This is a genomic window from Rhizobium sp. NPDC092011 (genome assembly GCF_044756305.1).
In the GTDB taxonomy this organism is placed as follows: domain Bacteria; phylum Pseudomonadota; class Alphaproteobacteria; order Rhizobiales; family Rhizobiaceae; genus Rhizobium.
Genome location: NZ_JBIVSO010000016.1, coordinates 86,761 through 110,851, shown reverse-complemented (window position 1 = coordinate 110,851; position 24,091 = coordinate 86,761). Strand labels below are relative to the sequence as shown.

The following is a 24,091-nucleotide window of genomic DNA, read 5'->3' as shown; positions in this document are numbered from 1 at the left end:
GCGACCCGGCACAAACTGGTTCTCCAATCCAGAAAACCGCAAATGTATCGGACCGACCGCGATCATGAGACGCCGAAAATCTGCGCCGCGCCGGGGTATGACTACGATCGGGCTACGCCCTCACTCCGTCACACCCCGGCGCGAGTCTCATCCTGATTGACGCTGAATCTCACCTAATTTGCCGCTATGCACGCTGCAGTTGCTCCTATGCCACGCGCGTCCCTCGCGAGCCCATACACTTGGCTGGTTCCAGAGTGTACGCCGTCCCAATTGCCATCCAAGCCAGACCAACGATATTCAGCTTCCAATTGTGTGATGGGCAGAAGGAACGCCGCCGGCCGTTTTCATGCTTTGCCTACATTGTAGTCAAGCGGCCGTTCGTCATTTCGACTTGTTAAACAATACGCCTATACTTCCGCTGTCCCGAGCAATGAATTCAACGCCGGCATTTTCCAAAGTAATCCTGATCAATTTCAAATTTGCAGCGGTAATCTTCGGTTGTCCATCATCTGACTCTGCACGACGTATTGTTGTAACTCCAACGCTCGCCGCCATCGCGAGGTCATCTGCGGACCATCGGAGCAAAGCCCTTGCTGCTCGTATTTGTGCTCCGGTTATTCCACTCATATTTTTCGATTTCTCGTTGAAGACTTTACGTCAATGTGATATGAAAACGACCATAACGGCGGAAACCGGTGTCTCGACCACCTGCTTCCGCCTGACCACAATCAAGCTGTTCGGAGCTCGGATCATGGATGATTCTGAGAATAGCAGAACTTTATCAAAAATCATGCAACGCTACGTACTTGCAATCTGTGCAGAACCGCACACGGATGCCGCACTCGCCCTATGGAGCGAGTGGTTTATGCTGCACGAGAAGCGCGAGGCTCTGTCTGTTAAACAGCAGGCGATGGAAACCCGCCTTCTGGCGATGGTCGACAGCACGCCAATCATAGATCTGGCCATTCCCGGCGGTGAGGCTTCCGCTTTCGCGACAACAGACCATGAAATCGACGCTCTTCTTCCTGGAGAGCATATGGCGGAGGCGAGAAGGCGCGCCAAAGCCCAGCTCGACAAGTTGCGTGTGGAATGGCAGGCGGCAGATGACCAGCTCGGCTACAGCCGGGCGCATCAGGAGGAACTGGATGTCATGCATGCGGAGCTCGAGGCCGCAAAGCGCCTCTGGATGGCCCCGGCTCAAACGATCGCCGGCGTTACGGCCAAGCTGCATGCCCTCGTCGAATGGGAAGACCCCGGCACCACCCCAGGCGAAAGCCCCTGGCCGGAACTGCGCTCTATCCTAGTTGACCTCATCAAGATCGGTGATCTGAACGAGGCCTCGGAAGCGACTAACATGAGCTGACCCTCGCATCGAAAAATGCCGCGAGAAAAATACTCCGTGGAGCTCCTGGCTTGAACTCGGGGCGCAATTTGCATGGCATAGACGATTTCGACGTTACCCCCGTGGCCCCTGGGCGGTATGCGCTAAGCAAGTCGCCTGGATTTGCCGGGCGCGACCGCATCGCAGCTCACGTTCAAAGAGGCACTTCCGACTTGGCCAATTAAAGCCCATTTGGTTGCCTATGTGTAAGGCGAAATTAGAAACTGACCCCTGTTTTAACGAGACTGAGAACTGTCGCCTCGCCTCACAACGAGGAGAGGTGAATGACGCTCGATTTCAACACATTCTCCATCATTGATCATGATGTCAACAACGGGTTCTGATTTCTTGGAGGCTCAACTTTCCATGACAACGCGCCTCAGGAGGCGCTCCAGTAGAAGGCCCAGCATCAGCGATGTCGCTCCAAACCATACTAAGTACTCCCGACTTAACAGCCGGTCGCTATAATTTTCAAAGTACGAAACTCTCATCCATTCGACACATTGAACGATAGGAAAGTAAGATAACGGAACCGCGATTTGATCGGGAAACGATGAGGTCACGAAGAGTGCGCCAGATGATATGTAGATTATGATCGTCATCAAAGCATAAACAGTGGCAAACATAGGTAGGAATTGGCTGATGACGCCCACGATTGTTCCGACTCCAAGTGCCAGCAGTATTGTCGCCATGTAAGCGAGTACTGCATCACCAGGATCATTGGGATACGGATAGTCTCCAAACGCAATAAATATCCCCCATATCATCGCAAGGGTTACACAACCAGCAATGACTTCGAGAAAAGCTCTACCGAACAGGATATCGGTCACTTTCACAATTGGAAAGGAGAGCATTTGCTGATTCATAACCAGGGAAAGGCCCATGAATCGAGAAATGTAAATAAATGTCAACGTAGGAATAAGGCCAGTCGCAAAAAATAACATTGGAGTTCCAAAAGGAGCAGCTCTGCCTGCCGCAATATTGATTGCCATAATTATAAGTATGTGGGCCAACGGCCAGAGGCACTGGACTATAAAGCCTAATCCATGATTGAAGAAACGAGAGCGCATGTCGCGAAGAACTACCGCTTCCATCACGTTCTTTTTTTCCTTTAATGATTGAAAAAAGGGATATTTTCCCGTTCGCAATACCATGGCTCCCGACCTTCAAGTTAAGAAGAATGTATCACAGTGAGTGGGGGATCCAAGTGCTAATGGGATCAAGTCGATGCCAACGAGATGGACCCCAATTATTGTAACGGCAAGCTTTCTCCACTTGTTGAAATCGGCCTGTGAGTAATTATCAATACTCCCCCTGCTGCGGATGCAGAGCCAGCATCAAGTCCCGGAGACCCCGGCTGCCGTCGCGATTGCCGGTGGCGGCGACGGCGGTGAAGATGCGTTGGGCATCATCGTACATTTTCAGATTGAGATAACTGTATCCACGCAACACCATCAGGTCCGTGCGTTCCTGTTGGAGCTGTGAGCGCTGGTCGAGATAGAGCAGGGCCTCGTGATAGCGTTTGCCATCGAAGGCTGCAAGGGCGCGGTCGGCAAGGATGGCGACCTGCAGCTCGGCGGCCCGTTGACGATTCATCGGAGCCTTGGTCGCCGCGACGGCGGCGTTGTTGGCGAGCCCGGCGCGCAGATAGGCAAGGCTCTGTCCATAGGCCGCCTCTTCTCGCGATTTGGAATCGCTGTTGTTTAGCGCGACGCCAAAGGCTTCGACGGCTTCCATTGGCCGATTGAGGTTCATCAGGCACCAGCCATGCGAGAGCGCATTGGACGGCGATAGAAGTTCGGCATTGATGGTCGTGGTACAGCCGGCCGGCCGGCGGGTGGTGCGAGCGATCGCTTTCGAACGAGCAACAGGCTCGGCATATTCGACCGGAGCCGCGCGGCGAGCCGGTGCCACGGGTTGCTGGGCGACCTGTGTGTTCACATAGGCTGGTTCGACGGGTGCCTGCGGCGCCACCTGCGGGGCGACCAGAGGAGCGCTCTGAGGCTGCACTTGCGGCACAAGCTGCGGCGCGACGACTTGCGCCGTCTGGTTCGGCGAGGGCAATGGCGCATAAGCAGGCGTACGCGGAGCCGGTTCGCCGAGAACGGCGATGCGCTGCGACCGGCCGGCCCATAGGCGCTGTACCTCGGCGACACCTTGCCGATCGTTCAGCTGATTGCGCGTGATCGCGAGGCCGTAGGCGGAAGGCTCATCATCGGGCTTCCAGCGCAGGGCCGTCTCGAACCAGCGGGCTGCTGCCTGCGGCTGGTTCATCGAGCGGGCAAACCAGCCGAACTGTTGGGCGGTCGGAACATATTTCTGCTTCACGATCTCGGCGGCAACGCGCCCAAGCACTTCCTCTGTGAGCGTGGCGGGTGGCTGCAAAGCCATCAGGTTTGCCGTCGCGGCCAAATAGGTGGCCATCGCATCCTTGGACTCATTGCGCCATTTATACATGACGTCTTCGGCTTCCTGAGGCTTGCGATCAGCGATCAGCGCCAGGGCGAGACCCTGCGAGATCGCGGCGGAGTCCGTCTTTTCGTGAGCCGCCTTGAACCATTGTTCGGCGTCGGTGTAGTTGCTGCGGCGCAGATAGTACCAGCCGAGCAACGCGTCGTCCGAGGCAAGGCCCTGGCTACGAGCCACGCGCTCGACCTGGGAGAGATAGTCCTGCGAGACGGTCAGTTTCGGATCGTCATTGCCCTGTGCCACGAAGCGTCGCGCCAAATCCGTCCGTATACTGTCGAACTCGCGACCGCCATTACCATCCGGCTTCTCAAGCGCAAGCAGATCCTGCATGGGCTGGTAGGGTAAAAGGGCAGAGGCCTTCTGGATGGTTGCAAGCCTTTCCTGCGGGTTTGTGCAGGTCTTCAGGATATAGCTGTAGGCATCCTGTCCGCGCGCGGCCCGATCGGTGCTGATGAATGCTTCGGCGACACGCCAGAGAACGTCGATATCGCTGCAGGTGAGGAGGCTCGGGTTCTTCGAGCCTATATCGATGACCGTCGCATATTGCTTGAGATCGGAAGCGTTGATGAGACGTGTGCGTGCCTCGGCGACCGCGAGACGCTCCAGGAGGTCGCCAGGTGGCTGCCATCCAGCTTCCGCGCCCTGACGGTCTGCGATTGCCTTGCGCACTTCCGCGTAGCGCCCTTCGGAATAGAGCTGCCACATGGCCTCCAACTGCTTGTCGCTATTCTGCGGAACGGCGAGCGGGTCAGCAGGCGGCGACCAGTTCGGATAGAGTGTCTGCAGTCGCGAAATCTCTGCCTGAAGACGCGCCTTGTCGCCCCGGCTGGCAAAATAGCGCAAAGCACTTTCATCCACCTTCGGCTGAGTGGGCGCGGCTTGAGCCTGATTGGGCTGCTGTTGCGACGGTTGTTGCGGTGCAGGCTGAGGCGCACCCGGCTGTGGCTGCGGGGCGGCCTGGGCTGTTGTATCAGCTTTGGTATCGGTCACCGGGGCCGTATTCGGCGCATCGGCAAGCACAGCCGATGGAGCAGTTGCCTGAATATGATCGGCGATTGTCTTCAGATCGACCGGTTGTCCGGGGATGCCGGCAGCCTTTGCGTCGGCAACGAGTGTCGCCAACGGCTCAAGGCGGTGTGATCTCGCCAGCTTGATCTTGTCTTCCGGCGTATCCAGATCCTTCGTGGCGAGTGTAAACCCCGCCACGGCGACGGCCATGAAAGCCATGATCAAGGTGGACTTTATAAACACTCCGGGTGTTTCTCCGTAACGAAAGCCAGGCTCAACAGCTGCAAAGTGGCCGGGTAATAAAGTGTCGGAGCGAACTGCCGAACCGAAGCGGGCAGTTTCGTTCCGCCTACCACACACGCCACAACATCGTTAACAATTCTATAACCGGGGTCCGAAAGCAGGTCTTTCGGCTTGCCGGACGTCAGGTCTATAGTTGCGGGTTCATCGCCTTCGACGGTCATGCCCTCCTGCAATCGCGTGAGGAGAGCTTTGTCGTTGATGCCGGCGCGCGCCAGATAAAGCGGGATCCTGATGGCATTGTAGCCAAACTCCGGCTCGAAGCCGTCGGCCGGTGTCGGCTTTGCTCGCAGGCTTACCCAATCGGCTGGCAGCTTGCGAGCGCCGAACTGCATGGAACGCAGCAATGCCAGTCCGTCGTCTTTGAGTTTCTGCCATCGGGTGGACGGCGCCAGCAGCGCCATGACAGGGATAGCTTCATAGACCCAGTAAGACGGGTTGATGATGGGGCCGTCCTTTCGGCCGGGTGCTCGATAACCCTCGACGCCGGGAAGGAGAAGCGTCCTGCCGCCTGCGTCGATCACGACATGGGTCAAGAGCGATTTCGCCATGGCGGCGGCCGACTGCAGGTAGTCTTTGTTGTTCCACGCCGATCCTGCAAGCGCGAGAGCGTAGGCGATCAGCAGATCGCCGTCCGAAGCGTTGTTCGTATCTGTTACATGTGGGGTAACGGCGGGATCCCATTTCCAGGCCGCGAGACCATCGTCGCGCAGCAGAAGCTCGGTTCTCGTAAAGTACCAGATCTGCTCGAAGTCCGCCGGATTGTTGGCGAGATAGGCGAGCAGCAAGCCATAGCCCTGGCCTTCGCTATGGCTGATGCCGTTGTTGCCGTTGTCGAGGATGCGTCCGTTCGTGTCCAGGAACTTTGACTTGTAAACGGCCCATGCGTCCGGATCGATCGCGGCCCGTTGTGCTGCGACCGGCTGGGCGATCGCGACAACAGCTGCGCAGCACAAGGCGAGAATGGAACGCCAGCGTCTCATTCTCGCCTACCGATCTTGGAGAGGATGCTTGCCGTGGCAATGCCAAGCAGCAGCGAGCCGATGACCAGCAAGAAGGCGTAGGAAAGGATATTGCTGGACAGCCAGTTGGCGGCGATAAGCCTGTAGTTGGTCAGCGACCATGGCTCAGGCATGACGAAATCGAAGCGATTGACCGGAACAGTGTCGATCTTTCCCGTCTTGCCCGAATAGACGGTGATATGACCGCTGATCTGCGACCAATTGAGTTGCGTGGTCATGGCCTCGACGCCGGCCCGCAAATCCGAGGCGCTTGGCGAGGCAATAACGGTCCAGGTCGCATCGTTGGTGGGGTTTGCCTCCTGCGCGATCAGGAACGTGTTTGCGTTTGACGGCGTAAACACCTGCTCGGAGCCCGGCATGAAGCGAAGTGAACTCAATGAAATGTCGAAATTGCGATGCATCCACTGCTGGAAATTGTCGAGTTGCCCCTGAAACAGGCCGCCGCTGATGCGGGTCCGCCAGTCGGCGATGGTGACGGATGAATCCGGAGCTGCGCCTTGCCCCGGTGTGGGCGGCCGCCAGGCCACCTGGCTCGTCGCCGCAATGTTCATCTGCGAGAGGATCGTCGATGGCAGCTGCGAAATCGAGCCTATGAAGATCGCATTCCGGCTGCCGACTGCACTGGAGGATGCGATCGGCTCGATAGGGATCGGATGCCCGGCAACGATCGCCATCTGTCCAAGAAGCGTTGCAGTCGTTGAAAGCATGTCGGCATCGATCCGATCAATGAACAAGGCCGTCGATTCGCCATCGCGATTATAGGGGTAGCCCGTACCGGCCAGTGCCGCCAGATTGGGCCGCTGCTCGACCCTTGCAAAATCCGGAATACGGAACTGGCTGGTATCGAACAATGCAAAGCGCGGCGTCGTGCTGGATGTCGCCGCAGGCACGCAGGCCGAATCCTCGTCCGCAAGCAGCATGGCCTCGAGCGTCACCGTATTGAGACCAGGCTTGAAGTGCCGCATGGTGATGCGAATGGGCAATTGCCTGAAGATGCCGCCACCTGTCGCGGTGATCGGCTTCGTTGTGGCGATATTGCCGTTGACGTAGACATCGATGTGGCTGCCCGGCCTGACGTCTTTCGCATAGGCCGCGTCGAGCAAAATGCTGGCCTCGCCATAGGCATTCGCATAGAAGTCTGATGGAATTGCGATGTTGAAGCTGGTGTGGAAGCGCCGTCCGGAGAATTCCGCCGTCTTGACGCCGAGCTGTTCGAAGGAAAGGCTGGTTCCGGAATAGATCAATGGCGCATCGGGCGCCATCCAGCGCTGCGTTACCAATAGATCGCGACGCGTGCCGGGGTCCCTCTCGGTCGGCGACACAACCATGTCGATGGCCGAGGAAATGGCCTGCCAGGATGGGCCGCTGACGAGGAGGAACTGCTGCCCGCTATGCGGATCTGTCGCAAATGTCGCCAAAGCGCCGTTCTGGGCGGCAGGTGGCACGGCGAAGACCGATTGCAATTCGGCCGGTGTGCCGACAATCACTGTCATTTTGCCTGGGCCTGAAGGCGGCAACGTATCCGTGCTGAACGAGAAGATCTCATTCGGCATTCCGGCAAGCAGGGCCAGGCCTTGGGAGAGCCGAAGTATCGGCTTGGTCGAGCCCGGCTGCGCCAATGCCGGCACCACAAGATTGAACTGGGTCTTGCCGCTGGCATCGACGCCGATGGCGCGTATTGCGTCCGTGGTCGAGAGCTTTTCCGCCTCGTGTCCTGCGAACGTCAGATAGGTTTTTGCCGGGTCGATATCCGACCAGAGCTCATAGGTCGACGCAATGTCACAGTCGGTGCGGTGCCGCTGCGAAGCATCGAAGGTCAGCAGGTTTGCGCCGGGCTGCAGGAGACCGCGCGGGATGTCGAAGCTGATATCCGACGGATTGTCGGAAGAGCCGATTGGCTGCTGGTGCACGACGCGATCGTTCAGGAGCACGGTGAGTTGCGACGCTTCCGGAGCGACGACGACGGCGTTCTGATAGGAAAAATTGAATTTCGCCTGGGCCGCGGCCTGCTCTGGGGTAAGGTAGATGGACCAGGACTTGTGGTCGTTTTCCCCCTCCAGGCGCAGCTTCGAATAGGGCACGACAAAGCGGCGGAACACCGAGGCCGCTGCCGTCGCCTTTTCCACCTTCGGTGCTGTCTGCGGCGCCGCTTGCGCCGGGGTCACCGGGGCTGCGGCTTGCGGAGCCGGGGTCTGGGGGGCGACCGCTTGTGGGGCGGTCACCACGGGCTGAGCGGCCTGGGGAGGAGCGGCTTGAGGCGTGACAATCTGGGTCGGAGCGGCCTTCGGTGGCTCGACTTGCGGCGTGCTTGCCTGGGGTGCCAGGATCTGTGGCGTGACCGGCTGCTCGCCCTTCGGGCGTTCGCCGGACATATCGAACGGTGTCGATTGCGCCTGTGCAACGGTGGCGCCAACGAGGAAGAAGAGAGTTGGGAGGACGCGGTTCATCAGCTTTTTGCCTTTGCGTCCTGCCGCTGCGGCGCCCGTTCGCCACCGACCCCTCGGAAGAGATAGATCAGGCCGCGGCTCGTCTGATAGAGCGACAGGCCGAGGAACCAGATCGTGCCACGGATGATGCCGGGGTTGCGCCGCCGTGCCTGCTGGAACTTCGTCCATTGGTCGGAATTGGCAAAAACCAGATCGGCGATCAGGCGATGATCGGCAGCGCCCTTGGGGACATACTGGCATCCGATGGCGGTGATATCCCCCATTTGCTCGATGTTGCGGATGATAACCGACAAGGTGACCATCTCGGCTCCGCTATAGGGTTGGAAACGAAGCGTGGCTTCGGAGCCGACCTTTATAGGGCCGAGGTCCTTGTTGAAGACGTTCAATCGTGCGCCATGAACGGAAACGTCCTCGATGGATGCGGAATTCCATCTGTCGCCGGAGCCGAATTCGCTGCGGCGATCGACGCGCACGCGCCGCGACGAGGCGCGCTCGCCGCGCTCAGAGACGACGCCCAATGCGCAGCCGGAGAGGATGAGGTTGATGATGTTCCAGCCGCCGACGACGAGGGTCACGTCGGCCTTATAGGGCTCGGCATAGACACGGTATATTGTTACCGCGAGCGCGATGATCTGCACGGCAAAAATAACGAAGAAAGGACGGCTGATCTCGGAGAGCCGGCTCACGGAAATCGACTCGTCCTTGGCCGTGACCTTGAATGTCGGCTTGCGCGGGTTGAGCATGACGGAGATGACGGCCGGCAGCAGATGCACCGTCTGAACGTACTCGTACAGCTCGGAAATCCACGGCCAACGGAAGGAGCCATAGAGATAGTTCTGCATCATCAGGTTCACGAGCATGTAGGCAAGCGTATAGGCGAGGAACTCGCTGCCGGAGGCCGTGAAGATCTCGAGGTCGAAGAAGAGATAGAAGAGCGGCGCGAATAGGAAGATGACGCGCGGGAAGGGGAAGAGCCAGAACAGCGTCGAGGACATGTAGCAGAGACGCTGTGGCAGGCTGAGGCCGCGCTTCAATAGCGGGAAGCGGAAGCGCAGGATCTGCATCATGCCCTGCGCCCAGCGGCTGCGCTGGCCTATGAAGCTCGCAAAGGTCGCCGGCTGCAGGCCGGCAATCAGGGGCTTGTCGACATAGATGCTGTTCCAGCCGGCGCCGTGGAGTGCGAGCGCCGTTTCGCAGTCTTCCGTGATGCTGATACCGCTGAACCCGTTCTGCGACTCCAATGCTCTGCGGCTGAGCACGGCCGCGGAGCCGCAAAAGAAGGCCGCGTTCCATTTGTCCAGGCCGCGCTGAATGATGCCGTAGAACATCTCGTTCTCGCTCGGCATGGTGTCGAAGGTGCGCAGATTGCGCTCCAGCGGGTCGGGGTTGATGAAGAAGTGCGGCGTCTGGACGAGAAACAGCTTCGGGTCGTCCTCGAAATAGCCGACCGTCTCCAGCAGGAAGTCACGCGCGGGCGCGTGGTCGGCGTCAAAAACGGCAATGAGCTCGCCGTTGGAATGTTCGAGGCCATTGTTGAGATTGCCGGCCTTGGCGTGTTCGTTGCGCTCACGCGTCAGATATTCGACATCCAGGTCGATGCAGAGCCGTTTAAGCTCGTCATGCCGCGCGATGGCGGCCTCCGATTCCAGGACTTTGGTCGAATGCCGCTTCTGTGCGGTGCCGCCGTCGTCGAGCAGCCAAACCTTTAGCTTGTCGGCCGGATAGTCCATCGCCTTTGCCGACGCGAGCGTGTTGGCAAGAAGGTTGGTATCCTCGTTATAGGAGGGCACGAAAACGTCCACGGACGGGAAATGCTGCGTCTTCAATGCGCGCGCGGTGCGTGGCGGGAGCGGCGTGGCAACTATGAAGAGGCTGAGCATCAGCATCGCGACGTTGTACATTTCGGCGAGATAGAGCAGTAGGCCGGGCACGAAGTTTTCAAGTTGGTTGACCGGCGGAAGAGTGCTTGTCGTGCGCCAATAGACGTAGCGCAGCACGATGGCCGTACCAAAGGCGAGCGCGACAAGCCGCCATGTGCCCTGACGCTTCAAGATCTTGATAATGGCCATGATGGTGACGACAACCGTGCTGGCGATCAGCTGCGTTTGAAGGTTGACCGGCAAGGTGATCAGCACGACCCCGCATAGCGCGATCACGGCCCATATCAAGATGCTGCGTGCTGTCTGCATCGGTGTTCCTTCAAAGGTATTGTCGGGCGCCATCCTGGCGCCCCGAGACCGCGCCGTTTAGCGGCGGCATGCCCCGGATATGCCAGCGTCTCCGTTACAGTCCGGTAAAGGCACGATAATATTGCTCGCAGTATTTGCCGGCACCGGCTGCACCAGCATCGAAGACGGTCCCGTTGCGCCACCCGTTTGAGATGGGTCGCTTTGCCCATCCGGCAATGGCACACGCGGGCCGATCATCGGCGGGAGGGCCGGCTGCGTTTGTGGCTGCAACGGCACCATGGCCGGCTTACGGACAACAGCGGGACGACGTATCGGCTGTGCCGGACGATTTTGATAGCCGATTGTGATCGGCGCCGTGCGATAGGGGGCTGCGTCAGGATAGACCAGCTCTCCCGGCTTGCCGAGAACGGCTTCGGCTCCGCGCGGCGTCCCCCAGGGTGCCAAAGCGGCACCATCGAAATGGCCGGCGATCGTGTAACCGTAGACGGTGCTCAGGAGCTGACGCTCGGTGGCGTGGGCATCACAAAGCCTGATCCTCGCCTGCACCATACCGAAATTGCGCTGGTCGAGCTGCCGCGCGAAACCGGCCTGAATCTGCTGCCAGGCATAGAGGCACGTATCCCCGGTTCTGCTTTGGCCGGAAGCATAGCCGAACGGTCCGTAGCTGTTCTGAACCAAGATCGCCGAACGGGCGAGACGGACGCCCGGAATTGCCGAAGCCATTTCGCGGGCAATCGTGCGTTCATTGATGGTGTTGAACGGCCTGCTGCCGAGACCCTGATTTGGTCCGGCTATGCCGAGAAACTGAACCTTCACGAAATTCTGGCCGGGGACAGACGATGATGTGGCAAGCGAAATCGTCTGATCCACATCTTTGCCATGCCGGCGCTCGACCACATTGACGATCGCCGGGCCGCCTGGTGGCGGGAAGGCTAGCGCCTTGTCGTTGTCGACGGTTTCCACGCCGATCGACTGCCGCACATGACCCGTCGTCGTGCAGCCAGCCGCCAGGCAGGCCAGGGTCATCAGCGCTATGGTCTTTGTAAAATGCATATCTTGGGATCGCGACAATTGTTTACGGTCAGATTCATCGGCAAATTGCGCGCCGGTTCGGGGAATCAAGTCCTTGTATTCGGTATAGTGAATAAAGGTGAATATGGTTAACCGAGCGTTAATTTTCGGGCTGCGGCCCTGTTGATAGAGGTTAAATAGCCACTCCGTATGCAATTGCGCGCTGATCGTCGTGGAGCGCGATGCCCGGTGAGGGCGGACGCTAGAATTCCGATCAACAAGTATATGCTTCTCTTTCACTATTCCTCCGGCCCGGATGCTGAACGGGTGTGCCGCTGCGAAAGGTCGATAGGGTTCCCAATCAAATTCCAAGAAAGCGTGACTGATGCGCGCAATGCTAGAAGCTGCAAGAAGGAGGGAAGTTTCCGCTTCCGTAGGACGGGGGCTTTTCTGCACTTGCGAAATGAATATAGTCGGTGCCACCGGATGTTGTCGTATCCGATCGCTGTTCCACCGTTACCGGCCGCAAGGCGCGAAAGTTGTGCACCAATATGCTGGCCTGGCTTGATCAGAAAACCGAAATCGTCGAGCGCGTCGATTCATCGTCGCGGTATTTCGAGCCGGCGCATGCTGCCGACTATGCAGGAAAACCTGGCCAGCCGCTGAAACTCATGCTGCAAGCTCGAAGCGATTTTCTGTCGATCTGGCGGCGGGCAGATTATCGCGAGCATGTGGCGGAGTTCAAGCTTTTGGGCCGCCAGATCGTCATCGTCAATTCTCCGGAGGCGATCCGGTATGTGGTCGCCAAGCGGCATGAGAATTTCGAGCGAAAGACGCCGCAAATGCGTCGTGCCTTGGAATATCTGCTCGGAGATGGGTTGTTCATTTCCGACAAGGAAACCTGGAAGCAACGCCGACCATTGGTCTCCGATATCGTGCATAAGAACCGCGTGCCTGCTTTCGGCGCGATCATGCAGACGACGGCGAGCGAACTTGTTGACCGATGGCAGCGTCTAGGCGAGGGAGCGGAGGTAAACGCTCTTTTTGAAATGGCAGGGCTGACCGCGGAGATTATCTCGCGGAGCGTCTTCGGCAATGATCTGGGCGAGGAGAGTGCGAATGCCGTCACAGAGGGTTTCGCCAGCTATCAGGCGTTGGTCGATTCCATCAATCTCGGCTATTTCCTTGGTTTCGACGAGGGCCTGCCGATCGTCAAGACGCCGAGCCTGCGTCGGTCGGTCAAGCGCATCCACCGCATTATCGACCAAGTGATCGAAGACCATCTCGCAGGCAAGGGCGACAACAGTTCGATGGTCGAGCTCCTGATCCGTCGACAGCAACGTAATCCGGAACTGAAGCTTGATGTCGTGGCGCTCAGAAACGAGGCAGCCACCATCTTCATGGCCGGACACGAAACAACGGCCGCGACCCTGACCTGGGCGTGGTATCTCCTTGCGGGTGCACCTTGGGTAGAAGAGGCCGTCCATGCTGAAATCGAGGCTGTCTGCGGAGATCGTATTCCATCGATAGACGACGTCGCAAAGCTTGATTGGTGCCGGGCTGTGATCGAGGAGACGCTGCGGCTTTATCCGCCAGTGCCGATTCTGGCGCGACAGGCGGCGGAACCCGACGAGATCGGTCATGTGAAGGTACGCAAGGCAGCACTCGTGCTGATCGTGCCGTGGATTCTGCATCGCACAGATTCGCTTTTTGCCGAGCCCCATCGCTTTCATCCGGAGCGTTTCCTAGGTGATACGAGGCCGACACCTTACAGCTATATTCCGTTCGCCGCTGGTCCTCGCGTGTGCCCCGGCTTGCAGTTTGGGCTCGCGGAGGCGATCCTTTGCCTTGCGATCCTGGCCCAGCGTTTTCGCGTGCGTGTGAAGCAGGGGCATAGTGTCCAGCCGCAATGCCGTCTGACGCTGCGCCCTCGTGGCGGCATACCTGTTACCCTGCATAGGCGTTGATCCGATGCCGGCCGATGATGACAGCACACCAGCCGCTCCTCAAAAGCGCAAGGCCTGGACCTATGAGGCCCCCAAGGCGCCGCCGCTTGCCGATTTTTTAGCCGGCGGCGATCGGCGCAAAGCGTTTTTGCGCTATTGGCTGCATGATAATATCGACAATGCTGCAGACCTGTTCTTCTATTTTGCCTTCATGTTGCTGCCGGCCCGGCTCTGTTCTGCATTGGGCGGTTGGCTTGGGCGCGTTCTGGCACCGCGTTTTCACAAAGGCGCTTATGCGCGCGCTGCAGCCAATCTGAAAATGATAAAACCGAACCTTGGCGATATCGAACTTCAAAAATTGCTGACGGCTTATGCCGATTCTCAAGGCCGGCAGATGGCCGAATATTCCGTTGTGCCTAGGCTGGCGCGGCGACATGTTCGAACCGTCGGCACGGAAGACATGATTGAGCGCTGCGCCTCAGATCCCGTCATTTTCATCGCTCCGCATGTCAGCAACTGGGAAGTGCTCTGGCATTGCCTGCTCGATATGGGGCTTGCGGTGACCATGAACTATGATCCACCCAAACGCCGGTCGCGCCACTACATAGTTAACCGACTGCGGAAGGGCGCCGGTCTCGGCATCCTAAAGCCTGGACGCAGTTTTGTCCGCCCGGCACTTCGAGTTCTTGAGAATGGCGGCAATCTGCTAATGTTCTGTGATGAAGCCTTCAATGGCTATATCCGTGCTCCGTTTTTTGACCGGCCGGCTCACCTTGAGGGCAACTATGCCCTTGTTGTGCGTATGGCACGCAAGACGAATGCGTTAATATATCCACTGTTCATCACGCGGGATGACGGGACAAATTTCACGTCACGGGCATTGGAGCCGTTTAAACTGGCGACGGCGCCGAGCACGGAAAATCAGATCATTGAGGATGTCGAACTTTTGAATGCGATCATAGAGCCCATTGTTCGCGAGTACCCAGAGCAATGGTATTTTATAGACAAGCGACTATCGTAAAAGGGATCTTTCTGCAATTAGGTGGCAACTGCCTGCAACAACCATACGCAACCACTCCGTACCATCGCCGCACCCTATGTCGCTAGACGAACCCGAGCCTGGTGGCAGCTGCAACCAAACTGCGGATTCTACCCGCTCGTAGCGCAGTACACGACAGCGATGCAGCTATGTCCGGCATTGCACAGTTAAACGTAAAGATAATCACTTCATTTTGGTCAACTCAACTAAATGACTTGCTAGATGCTTCGGGTTGAACTCTGGAAGTTCACATGGAAGCGTATCTATATCCTTGATCTCCGCTTTCTTACCCAGCATCCCTTCGGCTCTATCTACAGCGATTTCAATAGCCTCAACCAAATGTTCGACGTCCAGTATCTCGACGGCAATGATGTTCTCATGCCTTAATTGCATGCGTTTATTTTCGTAGTTATTCGTAATGGTGACTAGGCCAGTTGCTGCCATCTCAAACGGCGGATAACTCGGATGCGGCGACAGCATTAGAGAAATCCCAATAGAAGCGCGGCTTAGTATATCTGCATACTGATCAAGTGGCAGTTTTCCCACGACTTTTGCGTTAGACAGCGGAGAAAGTCTGGCACCAGAGTAGTTTTCGCCGGCTGAAACTATGTCCCACATAGCCGCACGTTCAGGATTACGTTTCTGCCATACAGCTAGCGCCATGCATGCGAGGTCGAAACAGTTGCGTAGCGCACTTGGGCGCCCATAGAGTAGCAAAATACGTTCTCGTTCTTTCGATTGTATTGCGGACCGCAACGTTTCATTCATGAAATAACGGACAACATATCCGTGCTTCAACTTAAATTTAGTCAAAAAGAACTCGGCAAGTTCTTCAGAATTTATTATCGGTATGACCTGCGAGAAATCAGAATAAGTAGATGCAGTAAGAGCATACTCTGTCGACCAAGCGTGAAATCCCACTTCGAAGTCTTGAATAAGATAGATCCTGGGGAGATTTGAGCCGAAGAACGAGTTCTGTTTACTAACAATTTGCCTAGCATACTGATCTGTCCACCACGCGGTGGTCATAAATAGGTCATTTTTTCTTAAGCTAAGGACTTTGCTCGATCTAACATCATTGACGTTAACGATGACCCTGCGAAAATTATCCTGCATCGAAGCGGGATTTATCACGCAATACCCTGGAAACCCCAAGGAACAATGTAAATCGACAGCGCTATGGGTTACAATTATCCGCACATCAAAGTCTTCAGGCAAATTATCCACAATTTGCTCAAATATTCTTAACGCGGTGGTAACGCCCCCATACGTCTCTTCGGGCCTGACTGTTGGAACGACAAGGTTAATGCGGGGTCTATTCGATGTATCAATTTTCGCCATGGCGGATATAGTTTCAGCATTCCGTTGGAAATGACTGCTCGACATAATCGTGTTGCCAAGGAGACGGAGGCCGGTTCGCTCAAGGCTTTCAGACACCTCACTTGAGGAACCTGAGTTAATCAAACGAGATATCGAGGCAGACCGAAGCGTCGATACTTTTGTCCAGCGATACTTTTGTGCTTCGCAAACATAGACAATTGATCGTTCAATTGCATGTGCAATGGTACCGTCGCTCTGGCCTGTTTCACACGGAAAATCCTGCCACGAAAGATCAAGATCAAGGAGAGGACGTAATGCATCGGTTCGAGCCCAAAAAAATGATCCGGATGGAAAATCTAAAGCTAGACCAGCGTCGATACTAATATTCACTCTCGCGAGAAGTGATTGAGCCAAACCGAAATCATGCCCCCAGTTCAGCAAGTTTCTTATGCCAGGAAAATGATCCGAGAAGACCAGTCCAGTATCGGTATTTTTAAGCAGATATAAGATGCTCTCGATGACCTCGATAGAGCCAACAAGGTTTTGGAGGAGATATTCTCGCCAGCCCTGATGTGACGAACCGTAAGGGGACTTCTTCGAGTGGACGTGCAGCACGTAGTCATACTCAAGCAAAACGTCCCGAAAACCGACTAAGAATGGAGCAATGTCACGCCCTACATTCGGAAAAACCCTAACTTCGTATCTTGGCAACGAGTACCTAGATAATACATGCTCTAATTGTGTCCGCTTTTCATCACTGTCAGTCGAGATGAAAATGTAAGATGGCACAGGTATTAGGCTAAGTTGCTGTAAGATAGCATCGGCAACATCCACATAGAAAATGTGTGCAATCACGGCTACCTTTTCAGGTAGTTGCATACGCGAGATGTTGAATCCAAACGGTACCTGCATAACAAAATCTGTATCTTCAGAAATTCGAACGGCATTGACGGCACCAATCCCATTCACTAAAGTTTTGGGGTACCGAAAGCGCCGCGGTGGCGCTGGAATAGGGCGATCGTCGCTTTGTGGATCGGGATGTCTTAAGTGGCTGAGGTGGCGTTCTATCTCATTTACGGCGTCTGGATAGGCTTTCAGTGCTCTGTGCCAGTCTGAAATATCGACGCCGGGGATTTCATCCCTTAGGGCCTGGACCTTGACGAAAGGAAAGCCTCTCTTTAGCAAGCCACGCCAGTTAAACAATGTAGGATTCTGAGAGTGATTCTCTATTGTTGTTGGGAACTGAACGGCTACCCTAAGGCCGGAATAAATTAAGTCATTTCCATTCTCAACCTCGTATTGAGTTATAACTTCCTCTTTGGACCTCAGGCTTTTCACACGTTTCCAAAAATTTTGAACCGCAGGAGATTTTAGCGCGTCCTCCTTGAGGCCGATAAAATAAGACATTAGATGTCTCTTAATTTCATAGCTATCTGTCAACGCCAGGACATCATTTCTGCTAGCTAGGAAAGATTCAATAATTGCTTGTAATTTTCGCTGGCTAAATGGGCCATAGACGCTATCATTTGTAAAGAAAACCGATCTAGCTTGCCAAATGGCAGGCATGCTTGCGAGCGCTGCGGCCCAAGCTCCGAAATCCCAACCATGGTTCTGTCGTACAATTAAGCCGTCACAGTCCTTGATCTCGTGGGGTAATGCATGATCTAGGCCATCAGTAGAGATGATCGCCACAACTAGCAGACCGCTCGATCTTAAGGTTCGTAGATATCGAAGAACGTGATCGTGGATCTTCCCGCTCTTCGTGTATGTTACGAACAGGCATACGTCCTTTTGAGTGAAACACGGGGGTATTCTTCGAATTTCGTATGGGATGTCCAGGACTTCGCAGACGTCCGACTCTTTGCTGGGCATCGCCGTCTGACGATTCTCAAATTGCCCGAGCGACAAATAGTGCTGTAGCGGATTCTCGCCCTTGGCGGAAACATCTTGATAGTTCGATAGATACCAATCGCCATCGAATTTTGGATGGGGGTCACGTCCCTCATCATGGCCCCTAAGAATATAATCCACTAATGGGTTGATGGATGACTCTCGCAACAATTCATGTTGCTGCAGGTACCAATTTGAGGAGAACAGCGGATTGGGATCTCTCCCTAAAGCCGCTCCGACGCTTAAATAGTCGAAAAGTGCGTCTTCAATTTTTGTTGAGGTAGAATAGGTCGTTGCGTACCAGCCTGAATCGAAAAGGGGATGGGGCTGGAGACCTTCAAAGCGGCCTCTATTCAGGTAGTGAGCAAAAGCGGGGACGCCGAGTTCTCTAACTTGTTCGTTTTGGGATAGATACCATTGAGAGTCGAACAGTGGGTGCGGGCGGCGATTTTCTTTAGCGCCGTGAGTAATGAAGTGAAGCAACGGCTCCAATTGGGCTGCTGCGACATCTGGATAAGTTTGCAAATACCACTTTGGATCAAATAACGGATGAGGATTGCGTCCTTCCTTCCAGCCGAATTTGATATAGTGTTGTAGAGGTTCAATGCTCTCGTCGGCAACATCGGCGTTCTGCTTCAAATAGAAGGTAACGTCAAAGAAAAGATTTGGGCTTCGCCCTTCTCTCCAGCCGAAGCGAATATAGTGTTCAACTGGATCGATTTTTGCTGATCGAACGTCTGGATTCCTATCCAAATACCACGACACATCTAAATAGCGAGCAATCGAATGATTAGATCTCTTACGACGTGAAAATCTTATGCTCTTCAACATTTTTTAGTGCCTAGGAATTGCAACTACACAAGAGTTATTTGCTCAAGAGGCGGTTGTTAGAGTAAGGTTCCGTCCAAAACCTGCTTCAAATACTTGGCGTACGCACTATTTCCTTGCGCTTCGACAATGTTCTCTAGTTGATTCCGATCGATATACCTGGATGTGAACGCAATTTCTTCAGGGCAGCATATTTTAACGCCCTGTCGACGCTCAAGCGTGGCAACAAATTCTGCTGCATTCAGCATACTATCTGGAGTACCTGTATCGAACCAAGCATAGCCCCGGCCCAGGATCTGCACGTCGAGCAAGCCTTTTTCAAGGTATGCGCGGTTTACGTCAGTTATCTCAAGTTCTCCACGGTGTGATGGTTTAAGATTCTTCGCGATATCGACAACATTGTGGTCATAGAAATATAAGCCAGTCACCGCGTGGTTTGACTTTGGCTTTTGCGGCTTTTCTTCTATGGAAAGCGCTCGATTCGAACTGTCAAACTCGACGACGCCGTATCGCTCTGGATCTGCGACCTGATAGGCGAAGACTGTAGCGCCGCGTAAGTTTCTGATAGCCTCCTCAAAGGCCTCTGTAATGCCGTGGCCATAGAAAATGTTGTCGCCTAATATGAGGCAAGATGGACTATTTCCTATGAAATCTGCGCCAATGATATACGCTTGAGCGAGCCCCTTGGGCTCAGGCTGTACGGCATAGCTAAGTTTGATGCCCCAATTTGACCCGTCACCGAGTAACCGCTGAAATAGAGGCATGTCAATTGGTGTTGAAATGATCAATATTTCACGGATGCCCGCGAGCATCAATGTTGACAATGGGTAGTAGATCATCGGTTTGTCATAAACAGGCATCAACTGCTTTGAGATCACCTTTGTCATTGGATGGAGCCGCGTGCCGCTACCTCCAGCGAGAATTATACCCTTCATTAGTTTGAAATCCCTGTTAGATAACATGTTTCTTGTTTTCAGTCTGGCGAGTTCATCAATACTTGATTAAAACAAGGAGGTGGCGGATACAATATTGTGTCTCTGTCGTCGATCGAGGGCGTATATTTCAGACCGCTCTTCGGCGCGTCAGCTCCCTTCAATACTAGGCAGCTAGGGCATCTGTCTAACCGATCCACTATGTATGTCGGTGCTACAGCACATTCTCAAGCAAGCCCAATCTGGCGCCTTTGTAGTCCTTGCGGAGGGGCTTCCACCACCATTCGTTCTCAAGATACCAGCGCACAGTCTTTTCGATCCCGCTATCAAAATTTTCCGCTGCTCGCCATTTGAGCTCGGTTTCCAGTTTAGTTGCATCAATCGCATAGCGTGCGTCATGGCCCGGCCGATCAGTTACGTAAGTTATCAATGTTGAGTGCGGTTCCTTTGAGGGGTGAAAATAATCTAGTAGCTCGCAAATGCGAGTCACGACATCAATATTGCGTTGTTCGTTGCGGCCACCGACGTTATAGGTCTCGCCTGGCCGGCCTCTTTCGGCAATAATATCTAGTGCGCGCGCGTGGTCGTCGACGTACAGCCAATCGCGAATGTTGCTCCCATCGCCGTAAACGGGAAGCGGTTCACCGTTTATCGCATTGATGATGGTTAAAGGAATCAATTTCTCGGGAAAATGAAAGGGGCCATAGTTGTTAGAGCAGTTGGATATAATAACCGGTAGGCCGTAGGTTCGTGCCCAAGACTTAGCTAGGTGATCAGAGGCGGCTTTCGTTGCAGAGTAAGGCGAGCTCGGGTCATATGGAGTATTTTCCACAAAATATCCCTCGCTCCCAAGCGAACCATAAACTTCGTCCGTCGACACGTGGAGAAATCTAAATGCCTCCTGCCTGGATCGATCTAATTCATACCAATAGGATCTGGCGCATTCGAGCATAGTGAACGTACCGAAAACATTGGTATCGATGAAGTCGCGAGCGCCGGTGATTGAGCGGTCCACATGACTTTCAGCGGCAAGATGCATAATTCGTTCGGGTTTGAAATCTAACAAGGCTGCGTTGATAGCTGAGGCATCGCAGATATCAGCTTTGAGGAAATTGTAACTGTGTAGATTCCGTACCGAGTTTAACGAGGATTCCGTTCCAGCGTAGGTTAGTTTATCGACATTGAGCACTTCATAGCCTCTATTCAACACTAGGTGTCGAACAACGGCTGAACCAATGAAGCCTGCTCCGCCTGTTACCATTACGCGCATCCCCGGCGCCTCCCTAAAACTTGTGATGAATGTTTAGAATTATTGCCCACTTTGCAAGGCACAAATAAGACTCGAGGCATCCCAATCAGCGCGTAACATTCAATGCCAGTCGGCGGTAGGCGCAATTTCGGCGAGTTTCGGTTGACTTCGATCTTTATTCGATAGAAACGCCTTTTCTGCAGACACTGGCCAATCAATGTTCAACGCGGGATCATTCCAGAGAAGTCCACGGTCATGTCTGGCGCTATAATATTGCGTGACCTTGTAGCTCACTACAGTGTCATGCACCAACGTGCAGAAGCCATGGGCAAAGCCAGGAGGGACCCAAAGTTGGCAACCATTTTCTGCCGTCAACTCTACTGCCACATGTTCTCCAAACGTGGGAGAATCGCTCCGAAGGTCCACGGCAACATCGAATATTGCTCCCGCGACGCAGCGCACCAACTTTCCTTGCGCTTTCGGCGAAAGTTGGAAGTGTAGGCCACGCACGGTACCGATATCTTTGGATAGCGATTGATTGTCCTGGAGAAAGTTAACGGGGCTGATATTCTCGGCAAAAAAAATCTGCCGAAATGTCTCCATAAAGTAGCCACGGTCGTCACAAAAAACCTTCGGTTTGATTACCATCACGTCAGTAATCTTTGTTGGCTCAAAGTCCATCACGTATCGCTCGAATTTGTACAGAGTAAATCTGTGGTTGCCAATTGGATTGTTTGGTCGGTACGACCGCAATGTTCAGGTTTAGGTTGTTTCTCTAGCAACTTCAAGCGAGGATGCTGAGATCGGCGGCTATTTGCGAGCATTTTAAAATTCTCCTAACCATCTTCATGCAACTCGCTTTCGGCGCTTGGGAACTATTGCGATGGCTTCGCTGATCTACTCCTTTCGGATACCGCAGTAGATATGAAAGAAAACAGGTTTTTGAAAAGATATCGTACCGTGGGGGACGCTGGCACTTGAGTGACGCCAATTTCGCTAAGATGTGTGGGGCAGTTCAGGCCGCGACTTTGTGCCTCAGGAGAATATTTGTTGGTTTGCACGCGGAACTGAGCCGGTTAGGCGCATAAGGGGGTGCGGATAAAAAGTTGGACTGCTCTATAAGTTCAGGCCGAGGCACTTACGATATTCGACCGGGCTGAGCGATCCCAACGATATCTTGATACGCTTCTCGTTGTACCTGCGAATATAAGCATCTACCTCGGCAACGAACTGTTCGATTGTGTTGGCCTTCCAATCTCGTGGATAGAAGAGTTCCGTTTTAAGCCGGCCGAAGAAGCCTTCGCACGCGGCGTTGTCTTGTGAACAGCCCTTTCGGGACATCGAGCGAACCAATTTCGCTTCGCTAATCCGTGTGAGCCAACCGGGCCAGCGATAATGAGCTCCGCGATCGGAATGGACGATTGGCCGTTCCGCTGCGTCGGTCACAGTCTCGATGGCGGCGTCCAACATGGTATTGACCAGGCCCGCATCTGGTTGCGTTCCAATCGACCAACTGATGACCATGCCGTCGAAGCAGTCGATGATAGGCGAAAGGTACACCTTCCCGGCTGGGATCTGGAACTCGGTGATGTCTGTTAGCCATTTCACGTTCGGCGCTTCTGCATGGAAGTCCCGATTGATCAGGTTCTCAGGCGCAGGACTGATTTCTCCCAGATATGATCCAAAACGCCGTCGACGCGGTCTGGCGACGACCAACTGCTCCTGCTTCATCAACCGCTGCACAACCTTTTCCGAGATTATTACGCTCCGCCTGGCCAGCGACGCCTGTAGTCTGCGATAACCATAGCAACGACGGTTCTCTTCAAAGATTTCCGCAAGGCTGTGCCGGACGGCCGCATACTTGTCTGCCAGACAAATGCGCGTGCGATGGTAAAAGTAGGAGCTTCGGGCAATTCGCAGCTGGGCGAGTAGTTCTGGCAAGCGATAAACTTCCTTAAGGGCGTCAAGCAGCTGTGTCTTCTCCCGATTACTCAGGATCTGCGGATCGACGCCCAGGCCTTTTTTTAATAGTTCGTTGGCCTTCTTCAGGAGATCATGCTCGAGTTGCAACTGGCGGACATCACGCTGAAGGGCTTCAAGCTTTCGCTCGAGTTCTTCACGTTCTGGCACTTTGGAGTTGGCTTTGCGGCGTTTCATGGATGAAGGAGCCTCACGACCGAGAAGCTGATCTTTCCAAGCGTACAATGTCGGCCTTGAGACGCCTAGCCGGTAAGCCACCTGTTGAGCGCTTTCATCTCCACCGCATAGTCCGATAACGCCCGCCTGCCGGACCTCCTGGCAATAAACAGGGTGCCACGATCGACCGACCATCGATGTTCGCGTCTCTGGAAATGCCTCCCGGACCCAGGCGGTCAGAGTCCCTCGGCCGGGATAGCCAAGTGCCCGCATCGTCGCAGAGATGCAACGATCGTGGGTGCGAAAGTGCTCAAGTGCCGCCTGCCTTTCGGCCTCGGAATATTTTGGCGCTCAGGCAGTCGACTGAACACGCAGGTCGAGATGCTGTAAGTACTCACGGTACAAGCCCCTCAGCGCATTCTTGGTGGGATACCCCAACTGGCGAATGGTCGCGTTAAGCCGCTTGCCCAGCCGGAATTAAAGCTCAACGGCTCGAAGTCTGTCTGCGTAGGAATACATGAACTACCTCCTGGTGCTCCAAGTTTTCGTCCGCATCCCCCCGGCTCAGTTCCGCGTGGAAACCAAAAGATTGGCGGTATCTTGCGTATTTTTGAAGCGCCTAGATAGCTTAGGCGTTGTTTAAGCGGAATTTCTCCATTCGCTTGCGAATATTCGCCATTGCGTTTTGCTTATCCACTTCGGCACTCCGAAGTGCAAGGTGCAGCATTTTGTTCATATCTTTCCTGATGTAATCAGGGACAGTAATCTTGGTCATCTTAAAAGTTTCCGTGTGGTTATGTGAACATTATAGGATGGCCTTGATAGGCCGGGGTAGGTGTTCGAGACCTACCCCGGCCAGCTTAACATGACTGCTGTGTTGCGGTCGAGTAGAGGCAGGAACCTTTCGGTTCCTGCCTTATTTTT

14 protein-coding genes and 1 pseudogene are annotated in these 24,091 nt (G+C 54.6%); 3 read left to right on the top strand and 12 right to left on the bottom strand.

Going from position 1 to position 24,091, the window contains the following annotated elements; genetic code table 11:
* Positions 1–430: 430 nt before the first annotated feature.
* Positions 431–1,363: a hypothetical protein gene (locus ACIQJ2_RS33315; RefSeq protein ID WP_400675730.1), complete on the top strand. Its 933-nt coding sequence runs from the start codon at positions 431–433 to the stop codon at positions 1,361–1,363.
* A 374-nt stretch (positions 1,364–1,737) separates the two neighbouring features.
* Here ACIQJ2_RS33315 and ACIQJ2_RS33310 read toward each other — a convergent pair whose 3' ends face one another.
* The 6 genes from ACIQJ2_RS33310 to bcsN form a co-directional block, all read right to left on the bottom strand.
* Entirely contained in the window at positions 1,738–2,535 is a 798-nt protein-coding gene (locus ACIQJ2_RS33310; protein ID WP_400675732.1) for an ABC transporter permease, read from the bottom strand.
* Positions 2,536–2,683: 148 nt separating this feature from the next.
* Positions 2,684–5,101 (bottom strand): cellulose synthase, encoded by a 2,418-nt coding sequence (locus tag ACIQJ2_RS33305; RefSeq protein WP_400675734.1) that lies wholly within the window; start codon positions 5,099–5,101, stop codon positions 2,684–2,686.
* Positions 5,092–6,141: a glycosyl hydrolase family 8 gene (locus ACIQJ2_RS33300; RefSeq protein ID WP_400675736.1), complete on the bottom strand. Its 1,050-nt coding sequence runs from the start codon at positions 6,139–6,141 to the stop codon at positions 5,092–5,094. Before ACIQJ2_RS33300 ends, ACIQJ2_RS33305 begins: the two co-directional genes overlap by 10 nt.
* The gene (locus ACIQJ2_RS33295; RefSeq protein ID WP_400675738.1) at positions 6,138–8,627 is read right to left on the bottom strand and encodes a cellulose biosynthesis cyclic di-GMP-binding regulatory protein BcsB; all 2,490 of its coding nucleotides are present in this window, start codon (positions 8,625–8,627) and stop codon (positions 6,138–6,140) included. The genes ACIQJ2_RS33300 and ACIQJ2_RS33295 overlap by 4 nt, the downstream gene beginning before the upstream one ends.
* Positions 8,627–10,816 carry a UDP-forming cellulose synthase catalytic subunit gene (gene bcsA / locus ACIQJ2_RS33290; RefSeq protein WP_400675740.1) on the bottom strand — a complete coding sequence of 730 codons (2,190 nt, stop codon included), beginning with the start codon at positions 10,814–10,816 and terminating at the stop codon, positions 8,627–8,629. Before bcsA ends, ACIQJ2_RS33295 begins: the two co-directional genes overlap by 1 nt.
* Before the next feature lie 57 nt (positions 10,817–10,873).
* Positions 10,874–11,869 carry a cellulose biosynthesis protein BcsN gene (gene bcsN / locus ACIQJ2_RS33285; RefSeq protein WP_400675742.1) on the bottom strand — a complete coding sequence of 332 codons (996 nt, stop codon included), beginning with the start codon at positions 11,867–11,869 and terminating at the stop codon, positions 10,874–10,876.
* Positions 11,870–12,303: 434 nt separating this feature from the next.
* Between bcsN and ACIQJ2_RS33280 the strand changes: the two genes are divergently transcribed.
* Both ACIQJ2_RS33280 and ACIQJ2_RS33275 read left to right on the top strand, forming a co-directional pair.
* Positions 12,304–13,794, top strand: coding sequence for a cytochrome P450 (locus ACIQJ2_RS33280; protein WP_400675744.1), 1,491 nt, complete (start codon positions 12,304–12,306; stop codon positions 13,792–13,794).
* A gap of 4 nt (positions 13,795–13,798) precedes the next feature.
* The gene (locus ACIQJ2_RS33275; RefSeq protein WP_400675746.1) at positions 13,799–14,794 is read left to right on the top strand and encodes a lysophospholipid acyltransferase family protein; all 996 of its coding nucleotides are present in this window, start codon (positions 13,799–13,801) and stop codon (positions 14,792–14,794) included.
* Between the two features lie 201 nt (positions 14,795–14,995).
* Here ACIQJ2_RS33275 and ACIQJ2_RS33270 read toward each other — a convergent pair whose 3' ends face one another.
* The 6 genes and pseudogenes from ACIQJ2_RS33270 to ACIQJ2_RS33245 form a co-directional block, all read right to left on the bottom strand.
* Positions 14,996–18,853 carry a rhamnan synthesis F family protein gene (locus ACIQJ2_RS33270; protein WP_400675748.1) on the bottom strand — a complete coding sequence of 1,286 codons (3,858 nt, stop codon included), beginning with the start codon at positions 18,851–18,853 and terminating at the stop codon, positions 14,996–14,998.
* A gap of 56 nt (positions 18,854–18,909) precedes the next feature.
* Positions 18,910–19,785, bottom strand: a complete 876-nt coding sequence (gene rfbA, locus ACIQJ2_RS33265; RefSeq protein ID WP_400675750.1) for a glucose-1-phosphate thymidylyltransferase RfbA — start codon at positions 19,783–19,785, stop codon at positions 18,910–18,912.
* A gap of 211 nt (positions 19,786–19,996) precedes the next feature.
* Positions 19,997–21,052: a dTDP-glucose 4,6-dehydratase gene (gene rfbB / locus ACIQJ2_RS33260; RefSeq protein ID WP_400675752.1), complete on the bottom strand. Its 1,056-nt coding sequence runs from the start codon at positions 21,050–21,052 to the stop codon at positions 19,997–19,999.
* A 99-nt stretch (positions 21,053–21,151) separates the two neighbouring features.
* Positions 21,152–21,712, bottom strand: a complete 561-nt coding sequence (rfbC, locus tag ACIQJ2_RS33255; RefSeq protein ID WP_400675868.1) for a dTDP-4-dehydrorhamnose 3,5-epimerase — start codon at positions 21,710–21,712, stop codon at positions 21,152–21,154.
* 435 nt (positions 21,713–22,147) lie between these two features.
* A pseudogene (locus ACIQJ2_RS33250) lies at positions 22,148–23,638 on the bottom strand (IS3 family transposase).
* A gap of 157 nt (positions 23,639–23,795) precedes the next feature.
* Positions 23,796–23,942 (bottom strand): hypothetical protein, encoded by a 147-nt coding sequence (locus tag ACIQJ2_RS33245; RefSeq protein WP_400675754.1) that lies wholly within the window; start codon positions 23,940–23,942, stop codon positions 23,796–23,798.
* Positions 23,943–24,091 lie beyond the last annotated feature (149 nt).